Genomic DNA, 15,570 nt, shown 5'->3' with positions numbered 1-15,570 from the left:
TTCTCGCTTATTATTGCTTTAGGGGCAACTTTCCTAGCATGTTTAAAGGAAGTGACCTTGCTGAACTTCATCTTGCCAATCCAACACTTCTGGCTCAACAGTAGTCGTTGACGCCACCACAACTTGGTCGCGCCCGTTTTGCTTTGCATCGTACAAAGCAATATCCGCACGTTTCAACCACAGATCGGGCGTATCGCCTTCCAATAAACACTCCGCCACACCTACGCTTAGCGAGACATGTGCATGACGCACAAAGTGCTTCGAACGAACCTTGTCGCTGATGCTGCTCATCATAAAGTGCGCCGTTTGTTCAGAAAGCCCTTCAAACAGGAGTAGAAATTCATCCCCGCCTAAGCGAAACACTAAATCGTATTCTCGCGAATAGTCATTAAGAATGGTCACGGTTTGGTTGATCACCTCGTCGCCTACATCATGCCCGTACAAATCATTGACCTGCTTGAAGTGATCGATGTCGATCACGGCGATCGTCGACGCTTTCCCTAGTCGTTTGTCATCCAATGCTCGATGTAAAAACGCTTCTAGTTGACCACGATTCAGCGCTCCGGTCATGGAGTCCCGTGTGGACAGGAACGTCAATTTATCTTGCAGCTCTAGGATTTTATGTACGGCGACATGCGCGACGATCGCGCAGCAAATCACAGCAAGAACAAAACGCAAAGTCACGTTCCATTCAAGTTGGTGCCAAGCAGAAATCGTACAACCAACAATGATCCAACCATTAGTGACCAAGGCATCTTTAGTCGGAATAATAAATACCAGCGCGACAATCACAGGGAACACCCAATACGTCGCAATGATGCCAAAGATGTGCACACTCAGAACCACCGACAACCAGAGCAAAAACAATGGAATGCGATAGCCTATCTTGCTTTCTCCCAGAATAAAGAGCGCCGCCAGTTCAATAATGAAGCTGAGTTGGAAGGTAAGCAGAACAACACCAAGGAAAGTCTCCCCGATGATTAGATTCTTGATACCAAGTGGCACAAACGTTGCCAAGGTGACCAACATTAAAACTTTAAGAACGGTTCCCCTGCTTTGCTCATCGAACAGTTGAGCGACAGGAGTGTCGAATTTTTGCGGATACGGCATCGTAAATCCTTCCTCCTGTTCAGATCTTGTTTCATATAATTTATAAACTTATAACTTGTATGGTAATAAAGCGAACAAAAATAAGCTCAACAAATATGTCAAAAGAATGAATTCGGAAGAGAGAAAGCCATGTTTTCAGATGGGAAAAAGTAAAAAGCCCCGGAAATTCCGAGGCTTGTTGATTTTGCTTAACGTCCTGAGAGCGATGCACTTTGTTGGTCACAAAGCACTTTATTCGTTAAAGAACAGATAGCTCATAATAATGGCGTCTTCCTTACCATTACCGGTTTTCGCTGGGTAATAGTTGTAACGACGATCCACTTCATTAAAACCCGCTTGTTCATAAATATGGATAGCGGGATGGTTGCTTTCACGCACTTCCAACCAAGCACTCTCAGCTTTGGCTTGTTCACAATGCTCGATGAATGCATCCAGTAATTTTTGCCCTAACCCTTTGCCCTGTTGAGAAGGCGATATGGCAATATTCAATAGCGTCACTTCTCCGACAATATTCTGTCCATAGAAGTAACCAACCACTTGAGCGTCTTCAAGCATCACATGATGACAAGCGCCGCGACTGGATAAGTCACGAACTAAAGATTCAGCCCAAGGGTGAGAATGCGCTTGTTGTTCGATTTGCCAAACTTGGTCGAGGTGCTCAGCACGCATCGGCGTAATTTCAATTGTCACGCGGTCGCTCCGTTAAGAGTACGAACAGATTTGTTGCCACAATGCGCGGCGTTGTTCGTTATTGCCATCAATATCTTGTAATAGCGGTGAAGTCAGTTGCTTGGCGTTGATGCTGGCGTCCGCCTCACAACCTGCGAACCACACCCACTCTAGTTGATGTTCACCCAACATGGATAAACGCTCAGGCTCTAGGTGCAGTGCGTCGTCGAGCGTGAGCTTAATGCTTTTTAATACGCGCTCAAACATCAAAGCTGTCTCGTTTTCTGGACACATTGGCGATACCAATAGGAGTTTACAAGAACTTTGCAAATCCAATAATGGCGATTGATAGCCTTCCAGCCTTTCTGGGTGACTCAGCTCCCAAGTGCTGATCCCCATTTCATGTAAATATTGTTTCTCGTTAATTGACATCTTTTGTCACCTATTTGAACGAGGCGATCCTATCAAAATTTCGCATTTAAAGTCAGAGGTGTTATGAAGCTTTTCCAATCACTCGCTATTACGTTACTTATCGCCACCACCAGCTTTACCGCTTTCGCTAAGGATAGCAACGATGGCTGGGAGCTGATCGCCGAGAAAACCGTAAACTTCCAAACAGAGACCGACACGGTAGAGCCAAATGGTCTGTTCAAAAATCGTAAGTTCAGCAAAATCAAAATCAAATGTACTCAAGGCACCATGAGCATTAAGAACATGAAAGTGACTATGACCGATGGTAGCGAGAAAAAGCTCAAAACCCTGGTTGGAACACTAACGAATGGTATGTCGACACGCGCTTGGACACTACCAGGTTCTGAAGATGCGAAGTTCAAACGTCTAGAGATGGAATACAAAAGCTGGGGCAACATGACATTGAATGCAGCTGGTATGAGTAAAAAGGCAAAAATCGAAGTTTGGGGCAAAAAACGCATCCAAGAACAGGATTAAACCACTTTTGCTCTGTACGACTCACTAAGATCTCAAAAACAAAGCCCGCTTTTTACAGCGGGCTTTGTCATTCAATATTGGCGATTATAGCTCAGAAAATTCTGGAGAATAATCGATGCGACCAGAGCGTCCGTCACACTGACCTTCGACCAATTCTGCTACGCGGAACGCACCTTGCGGCACTTCCCATGCACAGTCGAAGCCCATATCTTCAGCAGCGGTAAAGCCTTGGCGCGCGTAGTAATCTGGCTCACCTAATACCACACACACTGGGTAACCAAAGTCACGAAGCGAATCAAAACCTTCTTTGATTAGCTCAGCAGCAATACCTTGGCGGCGGTAGTCTTCATGCACAGCCAAAGGCGCAAGACCTTGCCAAGATAAATCTTCACCATTCAACGTCACAGGGCTAAACAGCGCATGACCAACCACTTCACCTTCATCAGTACAGGCTACCAAAGACAAAGTGAGCTTGCCGTTTTCACGCAAACGCATCACTAGGTTGGCTTCCGCATCTGTTGGGAAAGCGTGTTTTAATAAGCGGTCAATGGTGAGAATGTCCGCAGGGGCTTCAGTTCGAATAAGCATTCGCTACTCCGGTTTCTTGTGCAGGCGCTTGAACCCCTTTCTGAACAAAGTCAGCCAGTTGGTTCAGTGCTACTTGCATCGCTTTTGGTAACTGCTCTAAGTCAACACTGTCCATCAGGTTTTTCACTTCTAAGCCAAGCTCAGTATCGCCCTCGATAGAAAGGCGACGTTGGAAGAACAGTGTATCAGGGTCTTCTTTACGACCAGCAATAAGTACTAGGTCGTTAAGGTTACCACTAAAACTCACATCTTCCTGAACCGGTTTCTCTGCTACCACTAATTTTTCATCTTGGTAGCTGATGTACCATGCTAAGTTCAAGTCTTTAATCGCAACTTTCAACCACTTGTCTTCAAGGAACTCAAAATCACCATCTTCTAGGGCTTCTTTGAACACCATTTTCAAACCTTCTAGCAAGGCTTTTTTCTGAACAGTTTGTGGCAATAACTGGACTGGAGATCGCAAAATTGATGCTGCGTTCTTTACTAGTTGACTGCGAATCTTGTTTAACACGCTAATTATCCGTTACTTTGTCATAAGGTTGTCTATCTTACGCAATAGAGTAATACCTGTACCTGTTATGTATCAATAAATCTGTTTGTTTTAGAAGTAGGCGGTTTACTCACTCAAACGTCGTTTTTTTGACCTTACGTGTATTATTGACGCTAAGTCGTGGATAAACGCTTTAATAACGGTATGTTCAAAGTTATAGTTATCAAAATAGCGTTTTTATTACACGGACGAATAATCAGGCTCATTGGAGATCGGTAACACCTTAATGCCTTCCCAGCAATTACAACATTGGTTTGCAACGCTTACCTCAAATAGCCCATTCTTTTTTGCCATTCTTGATAAGAAACACAATTATCGAATGGTGAGTGATCGCTATTGTGACATTGCAGGCTTAGGACACGACGAGATCGTTGGTCTGAACGACAGCCAAGTACTGGGAGAGCAGTTCTATAAGAAGCTCGCGCCCTACTACCAACGCGCGTTCAAAGGTGATCATGTTGAAGCGGAAATTACACTCGACGAAACCGATCTTGAAACCAGCCTTCATTTCAGCCTTTCTCCCGTTCATGAAGAAAACGAAATTCGCTTTGTGGTTTTTCATGCCATCGACACGTCTGAAAAACAGATTCTGGTTCGCTCGTTAGAAGAGTCCGAAAGCAAGTTCGCCAAGCTGACTCAGCTGTTGCCCGACGGTTTGCTGTTGGTCGAAGATGACATCATCATTTCTGCCAATCCAGCCTCCGCACGTTTACTCGGGTTAAACTCGCCTCATGAGCTACTCGGAGAAGAGCTGACTCGTCTGTTTATCGATGAAAACAGCAAAAAAGTCTTCACTCATCGCATCAGCACATTACTCTCTGAAAAACCTTTTGTGTGTCTGACCAGTGCTCGTTGTGGCTTCGAACGTAAAGTTCAATTGCATGCCGATACCACAGCCATTCTCGGCAGTGAATCTCAAATCATTTTGATCCAAGACGCCGACGATGCGCCCAAGCTGCTTTCTTCCAATTCCAATGAAGATGCGCACATTGATTCACTGACCAAGCTGTACAATCGCTTCGGCTTTACGAAACGATTAGAGCAACTGATTAAGAGCCAGACGCCGTTGCTGGTTTTTTACCTCGACATCGATAACTTTAAGAATATCAATGACTCACTTGGTCATCACATCGGTGACAAAGTGATTCAAGAAGTTTCCGCTCGTCTAAAACGTTCTTTGCCAAATCAAGCAATTATTGGCCATTTAGGCGGCGACGAATTTGGCATCATTCTACCTGAGCCAGAAAACACTCGCATGGCAGAGATATTATCTGAGCGCATTATTTCTCTGATCAACCAACCTTTCGATCTGCATCATTTCAGTAAGCGCCTAGCATGCTCCATTGGTAGTGTTCGTTACCCAGAAGACGGGCAAGATGCGCGCATTCTGCTGCAAAATGCTGATACCGCGATGTATGAAGCAAAAGATCGTGGTCGTAACCGCCTGATTAAATTTAACGATCAGATGAACAAAGAAGCGCGTATGCGTTTGTGGTTGGAGATCGAGCTACAAAAAGCATTGCAGCAAAACGGTTTGGAAGTGTGGTACCAACCAAAAGTTAACGCCCGCGACTTCAGCATTAACGGAGCCGAAGCATTAGTACGTTGGAAGCATCCGGTCGAAGGTTACATCAGCCCAGGGGCATTTATCCCTGTAGCTGAGCGTGCAGGCTTGATTGAACACCTTGGTCGCGTGGTCATGCGTGATGTGTTTAACACAGTAAAACGCTGGAAACTGCAAGGCATTCTACCGGGACGCGTGGCGATCAACCTCTCTCCAGAGCAATTCGGTAACCCACAACTGATCGACTACATGGAGAAGCTACTGCGCACCACCGAACTTGACCCAAGCTGCATTACCTTCGAGCTAACAGAAAGTGCGGTAATGAGCGACAGCGAACACACGCTACAAATGCTTAATGCGATCAAGAAGCTTGGTTTCGCATTGTCTATCGATGACTTCGGTACGGGTTACTCTTCCCTTTCCTACTTAGCACGCTTCCCTATCGATGAGCTAAAAATCGACCGCGCGTTTATCAACGACATCGATACACTCCCGAAACAGGTAACAGTGATTGAGAACATCATCAACCTTGGTAAATCATTGGATTTGACCGTGGTCGCCGAAGGTGTGGAAACCCACCAACAAGCAACACTGCTATCAAACCTGCAATGTAACTCGATTCAGGGCTTCCATTTTTACCGTCCTCAACCTAAACACGAAGTTGAAGAGTTGTTTGCGCAAAACCGCCGTCATAAGAACTGATCTCAACTGCAACAAAATCTGAGTGTTACCCCTTACTCTCAAGGGGTAAATCTCAACTTTATTGAGCTAAACCTAACTTAGGTCAATTTCGCTATTCATAATTCTTCATAAAATGCGGGCACCTTTTTATTCTCTATGATTGTGAGCATATGGAACTCTTGTGTCCTGCGGGTAACTTGCCTGCGCTAAAAACCGCGATTGATTGCGGTGCAGACGCCGTATACATCGGCTTTAAAGACGATACCAACGCTCGTCACTTTGCTGGTCTGAACTTCAACGGCAAGAAGCTTGAAAAAGCGGTGCAATACGTTCATGACCGCAACAAAAAGATCCACGTTGCATTAAACACGTTTGCCCACCCAAATGGTTTCGAGCGTTGGACAAATGCGGTCGACAATGCCGCAGCCTTGGGTGTAGACGCACTTATCGTGGCTGACATTGCGGTACTTGAGTACGCTGCTCGCAAATACCCAGAACTCGAACTACACCTTTCTGTACAAGCATCAGCGACCAACGTTGCTGCGGTAGATTTCTACAAGCAAAACTTCAACGTAAAACGCGTTGTACTGCCTCGCGTACTGTCTATCCATCAGGTAAAACAGCTTTCTCGCAACATCACCAGCGATGTCGAGCTGGAAGTCTTTGCTTTTGGTAGCCTGTGCATCATGTCAGAAGGTCGTTGCTACCTGTCTTCTTACATGACTGGCGAATCACCAAACACAGTTGGTGCGTGTTCTCCGGCGAAATACGTTCGCTGGCAAGAAACAGAAAACGGTCTGGAATCTCGTCTTAACGATATTCTGATCGACCGCTACAGCGCTGGTGAAAACGCAGGCTACCCAACTTTGTGTAAAGGTCGTTTCGAAGCTGAAATTGAAGGCGAGAAAAAACGCTACCATGCACTGGAAGAGCCAACCAGTTTGAACACCCTTTCTATGTTGCCTGAGCTGTTTGCGGCAAATGTGGCTTCCGTAAAAATTGAAGGTCGCCAACGTAGCCCTGCTTACGTAGAACAAGTAACGCGTACGTGGCGTGCAGCGATTGATCGTTACCAAGCAAATCCAGAAGCTTATCAAGTTGAAGCAGCTTGGAATGCAGCATTGGCAAACGTATCTGAAGGTACGCAAACCACACTTGGTGCTTACCACCGTAAATGGCAGTAGAGGTTAAGATGGATAACTCAATGAAATACGCACTTGGTCCACTGTTGTACTTCTGGCCAAAGCAAGACGTTGAAGCGTTTTACGAACAAGCGAAATCAAGCTCTGCGGACATCATCTACCTAGGTGAAACCGTGTGTTCAAAACGTCGTGAAATGAAACCTGCACATTGGTTCGATATCGCGAAAGAGCTGTCTGCATCTGGCAAACAAGTCGTGCTTTCTACGATGGCACTATTAGAAGCGCCAAGTGAAGTGAACATCATGAAGAAGTACATCGACAACGGTGACTTCGCGATTGAAGCCAACGACGTTTCTGCAGTTCAATTGGCTTCTGAGCATAAAGTGCCTTTCGTCGTTGGCCCTGCGGTTAACACTTACAACGCGCACACACTTAACTTGTTCCTAAAACAAGGCATGATCCGCTGGTGTATGCCTGTAGAGTTGTCTCGTGAATGGCTCAGTAATACCTTGGTTCAATGTGATGAACTTGGCATTCGCAATAAGTTTGAAGTGGAAGTTTTCAGCCACGGCTATCTGCCACTGGCTTACTCGGCGCGCTGCTTTACCGCTCGTGCAGAAAACAAAGCCAAAGACGACTGCGAAACTTGCTGTATTAAGTACCCAACGGGTATCCAAGTAAGCAGCCAAGAAGGCCAAGAAGTGTTTAACTTAAACGGCATCCAAACTCAGTCTGGTTACTGCTACAACCTGATCAACGATCTACCAAGTATGGAAGGTCTGGTTGATGTGGTTCGTTTAAGCCCACTTGGTCTTAGCACCTTCTCTGAGCTAGACCAATTCCGTTCAAACGAGAAAGGCACCAATCCAGGCAAAATCCAAGACCGCCAATGTAACGGTTACTGGCACCAACTTGCAGGTCTAGAAGTGAAGAACATCTAATCCCTGCTTAAGGTTTCAAAGCAATAAAAAGCGAGGTACTGACCTCGCTTTTTTTACATCTTTTCGTCGTTAAGATGCTTGAATACTTGGCTCTGCTGAACTCTCGTTCATTAGCTTCTTAATATCACGCCACAACATCGTCATCACCACTAAACTCAAGGCGATGTTAGACAGTGGGAATGCAATCCAAATACCCGTTACGCCTAGAAGTTTCGGCATGATGAACAAGAACGGCAATTGAATTGCCATATTACCAATGGTCACAAACATCGCTTTGCTGCCTTTGTTCACCGATTGGTAGTACGCCGCAGCAACCACTAAGAAACCATCCAAGAACAATGCAAACATATGGAGACGAATACCCACCACCGTCGCATCAATCAGGTTTTGGTCGGCATTGTTGAACACTGAAACAAACTCGTATGGGAAGATGTTCATCAAAACAACAAACGCGACACCACCGAGTACTGACGTGCCCATTGCGACCTTCAACAGCTTACGAATATTGTCTTGATTACGTGCACCATGGTTATAGCTCACTAAAGGCTGCATACCATTCGCGATGCCTTCCGCGATCAAGTAATAGACCGTCACGATATAACCCAAGATGGCGTAAGCACCAATCAACAACGCACTACCGTACTGGGCAAACAGCGCGTTGTGCAGAGCGACCATCATCGAGCCATATGCGTACATAAAGAAGCTTGATGTGCCGATCATGACGATTTTAGGGATCACATCAAATTGCATCTTAAGATCGCTGATGTTCAAACGCATCTTCGCTCTTGAAGTAAAGAAATAACCCACACCAAGAATGGTGACCACCATCTGTGCTAACGCAGTCGCAATCGCTGCACCTTCAAGCTCCCAACCAAGCCAAGCAATAAACAGGTAATCAAGCACGATATTAATAACGGCACCAATCACCATCAAGATAGTGGCTAAGTTCGGGCTATCGTCGTTACGCAGCAAAAACGGCACTGCAATTGAACCAAGCGAGAACACACAAGCCACGCTTAAGATGTGCAGGTACTGCAAACCAAGTTCGTACACTCGCCCTTCTGCTCCTTGCCAACGAATAAAGTCATCAGCGAAGAAGAACAAAGTTGTCGCTACAACAGGCATCAAAGCAACTAAAAGCAAAAGACCGGTAGAGAGAATGCGTTTAGCACCTTCACTGTCTTTTTCACCTTGTTTGATAGAGGCGAGTGCGCCCGTACCTACACCCACCATCATACCGATACCAAGTATCGAACCAATGATCGGCCACGCGACGTTGATCCCGGCTAATCCGTCAGCCCCCACATAACGACCAATAAAGATACCATCCACGACTTGGTATAAGCCGTTGACCAACATGGCTGCGACGGTCGGAATTGTGTATTTCCAAAACTGTTTGTATATAGAGTTTTGCATGACTACCACCAATAGTTAGCAAAGCTAACTAAATAGATAAAAGAATAAAATGTATGTTTAGTTTCCGAGCGCTTTATCCAGTAGCGCTTTCAGTTGCTGTGCTTCTTGCTTATCAAGTTTACGCACGAGTTGTTCAGAAATATCCTTGTAAACCACCTGTTCAAGGGACATCTCTGCTATCACTTCTTCCGTTAGCAAAACACGCTTTGAACGCGCATCTTCGTTACAAGCGATGCGTCTAACCAACCCCTTTTTCTCCAAACGAACCACCATATTTGAAGCTGAAGGTTTGGTGACTTGCAGCTCTTCCGCCAAGTCTGTAATACGCACACCTTCTGGATGAAGCTGAATCACTCGTAAGTAATCGAACTCATTAAAGCTCAAATGTGAAAGCGGATCTTCCTTGGCATAAACACGCCACGCTTTGGCACAAAATCGTTCTAACTCAATCAGGCTTTTTTCTAGTGCCATTGTGTTTTGCTCATTTAGTTAGCAAGGCTAACTATTTTAGAGAAGCTATCCAAATTCTTCAAGCACAAAAAAGCCGCTCTAGTTGAGCGGCTCATGGTTATTTTTCTTCTTGTTGCTGTTGCTCGGCTTTGAGCTTAGCAAGTTGTTCTTGCTGCAACTGATCGTAGATTTGCGCCAGTTCCAAGAAAGAGTAACGGTGTTCTACGTATTCATAAACGTTGAAAGAGATTGCTAGCTTGTACAGTGAAATCGCATCAGCAATATCACCCTCTAGTTGGTAACGCTTACCAAGGTAGAAGTAAGTTTCTGTTAAACGTTCAGCAAGACGGTAGTTTTCACGCGTACCATCCATGATGGCTTTAAGCGCAGCATCATCAGACACGTCACGCAGCATGATGGCAACTAAAACCCAGCCCCACTCCTCACTGCGGTCACGTTGGTAACGTTTCTCTAAGTTCGCTTTTGCTTGCTCTGGGTTTTGTTCAGCTTCAATGATGTAAAGCCATAGTGCACGAAACGGGTCACTCGGCATTTCTTCATAATGCTTAGTCATGTCTTCCAGAGCAAGGTCGATGCGACCGCCGTAATACAGGGCAATTGCACGGTTACGCTCTGCGTATGAATTCTGTGGCGCGAGCTCAAGTGTTGAATCAAATGCTTCGTAAGCGGCATCAAATTCGCCTACTTGGGTAAAGTAAACACCCAATAGGTTGAAGATATCTGGTTGAGCAGGGTTCAGTTGTAGCGACTGATTAAAGTCCAAACGAGCCAAATCACGCAGGCCCACACTGTCGTAGTAGTTCCCACGCTCGTAGTGCATCTTAGCACGAACTTCATCGCTCAAGTCTGGACGCTGTAAAAGCTGGGAAAGACGTGCAATCTGAACTTCTTGCTGAACGCTTGGCTGTAGCGGTACCGCCATCGGAGGATAGATCCACTTTTGTGCCGAATGTTGAGAGGTATTAGCACAACCGGTCAGCGCGATAGCGACACATAAACTTGCGGTTTGAAACCATTTCACTAATTGGTACTCCTGTTTGGACCGCTCTGGGTCTGTTTCTCTTTATGCACTATAGGATATATAACTTCGCTTGAGGCTAAACTTGTCGAAACAGGCCAAAAAAAAAGGGGAGCGAAAATGCTCCCCTTTTATAGCATGCTTTCAGTCTCTTAAGCTAATAAAAGACCAAAAGTCGAAACTTAGATTACTCGCCTTTTGCTTCAGAAGCGTCGTTTGCTTCTTCTGCTGGCTTCTCTACTGCTTCTTTCATACTTAGACGTACACGGCCTTGGCGGTCGATTTCAAGAACTTTAACTTGAACTTCTTGACCTTCAGTTAGGTAGTCAGACACTTTCTCAACGCGTTTTTCAGCGATTTGAGAGATGTGTACTAGACCATCTTTACCTGGAAGAACCGTTACGAATGCACCAAAGTCAGCTAGACGTGCAACCTTACCAGTGTAGATACGACCTACTTCAACTTCAGCAGTGATCTCTTCGATGCGGCGGATAGCTTCTTTCGCTGCTGCACCTTCAGTTGCTGCAATCTTGATAGTACCGTCGTCTTCGATTTCGATAGTTGTACCAGTCTCTTCAGTTAGAGCACGGATAACTGCACCACCTTTACCGATAACGTCTTTGATCTTCTCTGCGCTGATCTTCATTGTGTGAATGCGAGGAGCGAATTCAGAGATGTCTTCACGAGCACCAGAGATAGCTTCATCCATTACAGATAGGATGTGCTTACGTGCACCTTGAGCTTGGTTAAGCGCAATTTGCATGATCTCTTTCGTGATACCTTCGATCTTGATGTCCATTTGAAGTGCTGTGATACCAGTGTTAGTACCCGCTACTTTAAAGTCCATGTCACCTAGGTGGTCTTCGTCACCAAGGATGTCAGAAAGAACAACGAAGTCGTCGCCTTCTTTAACAAGACCCATTGCGATACCCGCAACAGAAGACTTGATTGGCACACCTGCATCCATAAGAGCAAGAGAAGTACCACATACAGAAGCCATTGAAGAAGAACCGTTAGATTCAGTGATTTCCGATACAACACGTACTGTGTATGGGAATTCATCAACAGAAGGCATTACTGCTGCGATACCGCGTTTAGCCAGTTTACCGTGACCGATTTCACGACGCTTAGGAGAACCTACAAAACCAGTTTCACCAACACAGTATGGAGGGAAGTTGTAGTGTAGTAGGAAGTGATCTTTACGCTCACCAGTTAGCTCGTCGATGATTTGAGCATCACGCTGCGTACCTAGAGTCGCAGTTACTAGAGCCTGAGTTTCACCACGTGTAAATAGTGATGAACCGTGTGTACGAGGAAGAACACCAGTACGTACGTCTAGCGCACGAACCATGTCTTTTTCACGACCGTCGATACGTGGGTTACCAGCGATGATGCTACGACGTACAACTGTCTTCTCTAGATCGTGGAAGATAGTGTGGATTTCTTTTGTGTTCGCTTCTGGATCTTCAGCAAGTAGCACTTCGTTTACTTCACCAGCGATCTCGTGGATGCGGTCGTAACGAGCCATCTTCTCAGTGATTTGGTAAGCTTCAACAAGCTTAGCTTCAGCCAGTTCAGCGATCTTGTTTACAAGTGCTGTGTTCTCTTCTGGAGCAACCCAATCCCAAGCAGGAGTCGCAACTTCAGCAGCAAACTCGTTGATTGCGTTGATCACTGTTTGTTGTTGGTCGTGGCCGTAAACAACCGCTGATAGCATTTCTTCTTCAGTTAGGTTGTCAGCTTCTGACTCAACCATTAGTACTGCAGATTCAGTACCCGCAACAACTAGGTCTAGCTTAGAAGCTTCTAGTTCAGTGTTGCTTGGGTTAAGTACTAGTTGACCGTCGATGTGACCAACACGTGCAGCACCGATAGGACCGTTGAACGGAATACCAGAGATAGCTAGCGCCGCAGAAGTACCGATCATAGTTACGATGTCTGGTTGAACATCTGGGTTAACAGATACTACTGTTGCGATAACTTGTACTTCGTTTTTGAATGCATCTGGGAAAAGTGGACGGATTGGACGGTCGATTAGACGAGCCGTTAGCGTTTCACCTTCAGATGGACGACCTTCACGCTTGAAGAAACCACCAGGGATTTTACCTGCAGCGTATGTACGCTCTTGGTAGTTAACTGTTAGAGGGAAGAAGTCTTGACCTTCAACTGCTTCTTTTTTACCAACTACAGAAACGAATACTGCTGTATCGTCCATAGTTACCATAACGGCTGCCGTAGCTTGACGTGCGATAACGCCAGTTTCTAGAGTAACTGTGTGGTTACCGTACTGGAACGTTTTAACAACTGGTTTTTCGAACATTGTTATTCCTTGTTTCTAAGCGCATCGATGGACTTGCTCAGAGAGTATTGATTGATACTCAAGACATTACGAATCGCGACTAGTGAAAACAAACTGACATGGCGTGCAATTCGCTTTTAATAGTCGCGACCTTTTGGTCGACGTGGTTGACTGTAATGCAATGAGTCTTTGTGAAAATCTCAAAACGAGATTTAGCCGCGTGTAGTATAACGGCATAAGTTTGATTTGGCTAAGCCATAGCAGTGAAAATAAGTAACGGGCAACAAAAAAGGGGCATAAAGCCCCTTTTAGACAAACTGCTATGCAGTCGCTGATTAGCGACGTAGGCCTAGACGCTTGATTAGGTCTTGGTAGCGAGCTAGATTTTTACCTTTTAGGTAATCTAGAAGCTTACGACGACGAGAAACCATACGTAGAAGACCACGACGGCTGTGGTGATCGCCTTTGTGTGCTTTGAAGTGACCTTGTAGGTGGTTGATAGAAGCTGTAAGTAGAGCTACTTGAACTTCTGGTGAACCTGTGTCGCCTTCGCCTTGTGCGTATTCTGCAACGATTGCTGCTTTAGTTTCTGCATTCAGAGACATAATTCTCTCCTAATAAGAGTAGGTTTAAAGTTGTAGCAGCCAATCTCTGATTCAGCCGCTACGCGAAGCGCGAATTATAGGGAAGTTTCCTCACCCGCGCAATATAAAAATACCGGCATTAGAGCCGGTATTTTCTAGAGCTTGATTAAGTTACTCTTCGTCGCGGAAAACCACCAAACGTTTTGGTGCCACTTTTCCATCGTCGTTCACTTCAGCAACGCCAATAAACAGCTTATCTTCACCAGAAGTCATGCGAATTGGCGTCCCTTCTGGCGCGCCAAACACTTGTACTGGCATACCATGCTGTACCAAGTTGGTTAGCTCTGCGTTTAGGTTTACCTCAGGTAAATCTTCAACGGCAGTATCCATTGGCAACAGCAGTGGATCAAGCAACTCTTTTGGTGCGACTTCGTCACGATGCGCTTGCTCTAACAACTCATTAAGTTGCTCTAGCGTCACCATTTTTTCGTATGGGTACTTAGCAACACCAGTACGACGAAGCATGGTCACGTGTGCACCACAACCAAGCATTTCACCTAGGTCATCAACGATAGTACGGATGTAAGTGCCTTTCGAGCAGTGTACTTCCATCTCAACTTCGTCACCTTCAAAGCGGTGAAGTACGATTTCGTATACGGTGATCTTGCGAGATTCACGTGGCACTTCAATGCCTTTACGAGCGTACTCATACAATGGCTTACCTTGGTATTTCAATGCAGAGAACATTGAAGGTACTTGGTCTGATTCACCACGGAACGTGTCGATGCACGCTTCTAACTTCTCAAGGTTCACGTCAACTGGACGCGTCTCTACCACTTCGCCATCAGAGTCAGACGTATCAGTACGCTCACCCAACTTTGCGATTACGCGGTAGCGCTTGTCTGAATCCAACAAGAACTGAGAGAACTTGGTCGCTTCGCCTAAGCAGATTGGCAACATGCCCGTCGCTAGTGGGTCCAATGCACCCGTATGACCCGCTTTTTCAGCAAAGAAAATACGTTTTACTTTTTGCAGTGCATCATTTGAAGAAATACCTGTTGGTTTATCCAACAAGATAACGCCATTAATTGGACGACCTTTACGACGACGAGCCATTACTCTTCCCCTGCCTGATCTTCTTCGCGACCTGAATCTTGCTGTTTACGTTTATCTTCGTTAACAACTTCAGAAACTAGGTTCGACATACGCATACCTTCTACTAGTGTGTTGTCGTAGTAGAAACGAATTTCAGGCGTTAGACGTAGGCGAATACGCTTACCAAGCATCATACGGATGTGCACTTCGTGCTCACGTAGTGCTGCTAGGCATGATTCTGGCGTTTGCTCACCCACACATAGGAAAGTAACGAATACTTTTGCGTAAGCAAGATCGCGTGATACTTCTACATCAGAAATCGTAACCATGCCTAGGCGAGAGTCACGAACTTCACGTTGAAGGATCATCGCAAGTTCTTTTTGCAGCTGCTGTGATACGCGCTGCGTGCGGCTAAATTCTTTTGACATATTCATTCTCTTAAATAGAAAGAATGGGGGGATGGTCAAGCCAGCCCCCCATGGTGTATTCAACAA

General features: G+C 45.6%; 16 protein-coding genes. 4 read left to right on the top strand and 12 right to left on the bottom strand.

The window, feature by feature from the left end; genetic code table 11:
* Positions 1–42 precede the first annotated feature (42 nt).
* The 3 genes from ACLIIY_RS01925 to ACLIIY_RS01915 all read right to left on the bottom strand — a co-directional run bounded on the left by ACLIIY_RS01925 (position 43) and on the right by ACLIIY_RS01915 (position 2,211).
* On the bottom strand, positions 43–1,110 hold the full coding sequence (locus ACLIIY_RS01925; protein WP_434528038.1) for a GGDEF domain-containing protein: 1,068 nt from the start codon (positions 1,108–1,110) through the stop codon (positions 43–45).
* Between the two features lie 231 nt (positions 1,111–1,341).
* Positions 1,342–1,800: a ribosomal protein S18-alanine N-acetyltransferase gene (gene rimI, locus ACLIIY_RS01920; RefSeq protein ID WP_020193893.1), complete on the bottom strand. Its 459-nt coding sequence runs from the start codon at positions 1,798–1,800 to the stop codon at positions 1,342–1,344.
* 12 nt (positions 1,801–1,812) lie between these two features.
* Positions 1,813–2,211, bottom strand: a complete 399-nt coding sequence (locus ACLIIY_RS01915) for a DNA polymerase III subunit psi (protein ID WP_005431900.1) — start codon at positions 2,209–2,211, stop codon at positions 1,813–1,815.
* Positions 2,212–2,274: 63 nt separating this feature from the next.
* On the opposite strand from ACLIIY_RS01915, the gene ACLIIY_RS01910 reads away from it, so the two are divergent.
* Positions 2,275–2,727 (top strand): hypothetical protein, encoded by a 453-nt coding sequence (locus ACLIIY_RS01910; protein WP_334442276.1) that lies wholly within the window; start codon positions 2,275–2,277, stop codon positions 2,725–2,727.
* 84 nt (positions 2,728–2,811) lie between these two features.
* Here the strand turns inward: ACLIIY_RS01910 and ACLIIY_RS01905 are convergent, their stop codons facing one another.
* Both ACLIIY_RS01905 and ubiT read right to left on the bottom strand, forming a co-directional pair.
* Positions 2,812–3,315, bottom strand: a complete 504-nt coding sequence (locus ACLIIY_RS01905) for a GNAT family N-acetyltransferase (protein WP_009707522.1) — start codon at positions 3,313–3,315, stop codon at positions 2,812–2,814.
* Positions 3,299–3,826, bottom strand: coding sequence for a ubiquinone anaerobic biosynthesis accessory factor UbiT (ubiT, locus tag ACLIIY_RS01900; RefSeq protein ID WP_005431915.1), 528 nt, complete (start codon positions 3,824–3,826; stop codon positions 3,299–3,301). Before ubiT ends, ACLIIY_RS01905 begins: the two co-directional genes overlap by 17 nt.
* 265 nt (positions 3,827–4,091) lie before the next feature.
* Here ubiT and ACLIIY_RS01895 point away from each other — a divergent pair, with 265 nt between their 5' ends.
* From ACLIIY_RS01895 to ACLIIY_RS01885, 3 genes are all read left to right on the top strand, one after another.
* Positions 4,092–6,131 (top strand): sensor domain-containing protein, encoded by a 2,040-nt coding sequence (locus ACLIIY_RS01895; RefSeq protein ID WP_005439475.1) that lies wholly within the window; start codon positions 4,092–4,094, stop codon positions 6,129–6,131.
* Positions 6,132–6,280: 149 nt separating this feature from the next.
* On the top strand, positions 6,281–7,294 hold the full coding sequence (ubiU, locus tag ACLIIY_RS01890) for a ubiquinone anaerobic biosynthesis protein UbiU (protein ID WP_005439474.1): 1,014 nt from the start codon (positions 6,281–6,283) through the stop codon (positions 7,292–7,294).
* A gap of 20 nt (positions 7,295–7,314) precedes the next feature.
* Complete coding sequence (locus ACLIIY_RS01885; protein ID WP_009707523.1) at positions 7,315–8,193, top strand: U32 family peptidase; 879 nt, start codon at positions 7,315–7,317, stop codon at positions 8,191–8,193.
* Between the two features lie 69 nt (positions 8,194–8,262).
* On the opposite strand, the gene vmrA is transcribed toward ACLIIY_RS01885, so the two are convergent.
* From vmrA to rbfA, 7 genes are all read right to left on the bottom strand, one after another.
* Positions 8,263–9,609 (bottom strand): sodium-coupled multidrug efflux MATE transporter VmrA, encoded by a 1,347-nt coding sequence (vmrA, locus tag ACLIIY_RS01880; protein WP_434528037.1) that lies wholly within the window; start codon positions 9,607–9,609, stop codon positions 8,263–8,265.
* 57 nt (positions 9,610–9,666) lie between these two features.
* Positions 9,667–10,080, bottom strand: coding sequence for a MarR family winged helix-turn-helix transcriptional regulator (locus ACLIIY_RS01875; RefSeq protein WP_005439471.1), 414 nt, complete (start codon positions 10,078–10,080; stop codon positions 9,667–9,669).
* A 97-nt stretch (positions 10,081–10,177) separates the two neighbouring features.
* The gene (gene nlpI / locus ACLIIY_RS01870) at positions 10,178–11,101 is read right to left on the bottom strand and encodes a lipoprotein NlpI (RefSeq protein WP_005439469.1); all 924 of its coding nucleotides are present in this window, start codon (positions 11,099–11,101) and stop codon (positions 10,178–10,180) included.
* Positions 11,102–11,285: 184 nt separating this feature from the next.
* Positions 11,286–13,418, bottom strand: coding sequence for a polyribonucleotide nucleotidyltransferase (gene pnp / locus ACLIIY_RS01865; RefSeq protein ID WP_009707524.1), 2,133 nt, complete (start codon positions 13,416–13,418; stop codon positions 11,286–11,288).
* Positions 13,419–13,732: 314 nt separating this feature from the next.
* The gene (gene rpsO, locus ACLIIY_RS01860) at positions 13,733–14,002 is read right to left on the bottom strand and encodes a 30S ribosomal protein S15 (RefSeq protein WP_005380094.1); all 270 of its coding nucleotides are present in this window, start codon (positions 14,000–14,002) and stop codon (positions 13,733–13,735) included.
* A gap of 150 nt (positions 14,003–14,152) precedes the next feature.
* Complete coding sequence (gene truB / locus ACLIIY_RS01855) at positions 14,153–15,097, bottom strand: tRNA pseudouridine(55) synthase TruB (protein WP_020193888.1); 945 nt, start codon at positions 15,095–15,097, stop codon at positions 14,153–14,155.
* Entirely contained in the window at positions 15,097–15,504 is a 408-nt protein-coding gene (rbfA, locus tag ACLIIY_RS01850; protein WP_005431935.1) for a 30S ribosome-binding factor RbfA, read from the bottom strand. The genes truB and rbfA overlap by 1 nt, the downstream gene beginning before the upstream one ends.
* Positions 15,505–15,570 lie beyond the last annotated feature (66 nt).

This window comes from Vibrio sp. K4 (assembly GCF_051122595.1).
GTDB lineage: Bacteria > Pseudomonadota > Gammaproteobacteria > Enterobacterales > Vibrionaceae > Vibrio > Vibrio owensii.
The sequence above is the reverse complement of the archived record's forward strand: the minus strand, read 5'-3'. Positions and strand labels throughout refer to the sequence as shown.

Bases quoted from the DNA above. Each gene is read 5' to 3' on its own strand.
- ACLIIY_RS01915 (WP_005431900.1), bottom strand. From the start codon at position 2,211: ATGTCAATTAACGAGAAACAATATTTACATGAAATGGGGATCAGCACT.
- vmrA (WP_434528037.1), bottom strand. From the start codon at position 9,609: ATGCAAAACTCTATATACAAACAGTTTTGGAAATACACAATTCCGACC.
- ACLIIY_RS01885 (WP_009707523.1), top strand. From the start codon at position 7,315: ATGAAATACGCACTTGGTCCACTGTTGTACTTCTGGCCAAAGCAAGAC.
- ACLIIY_RS01910 (WP_334442276.1), top strand. From the start codon at position 2,275: ATGAAGCTTTTCCAATCACTCGCTATTACGTTACTTATCGCCACCACC.
- ACLIIY_RS01905 (WP_009707522.1), bottom strand. From the start codon at position 3,315: ATGCTTATTCGAACTGAAGCCCCTGCGGACATTCTCACCATTGACCGC.
- ACLIIY_RS01875 (WP_005439471.1), bottom strand. From the start codon at position 10,080: ATGGCACTAGAAAAAAGCCTGATTGAGTTAGAACGATTTTGTGCCAAA.
- ACLIIY_RS01925 (WP_434528038.1), bottom strand. From the start codon at position 1,110: ATGCCGTATCCGCAAAAATTCGACACTCCTGTCGCTCAACTGTTCGAT.
- rpsO (WP_005380094.1), bottom strand. From the start codon at position 14,002: ATGTCTCTGAATGCAGAAACTAAAGCAGCAATCGTTGCAGAATACGCA.
- ubiU (WP_005439474.1), top strand. From the start codon at position 6,281: ATGGAACTCTTGTGTCCTGCGGGTAACTTGCCTGCGCTAAAAACCGCG.
- rbfA (WP_005431935.1), bottom strand. From the start codon at position 15,504: ATGTCAAAAGAATTTAGCCGCACGCAGCGCGTATCACAGCAGCTGCAA.
- pnp (WP_009707524.1), bottom strand. From the start codon at position 13,418: ATGTTCGAAAAACCAGTTGTTAAAACGTTCCAGTACGGTAACCACACA.
- ACLIIY_RS01895 (WP_005439475.1), top strand. From the start codon at position 4,092: ATGCCTTCCCAGCAATTACAACATTGGTTTGCAACGCTTACCTCAAAT.
- truB (WP_020193888.1), bottom strand. From the start codon at position 15,097: ATGGCTCGTCGTCGTAAAGGTCGTCCAATTAATGGCGTTATCTTGTTG.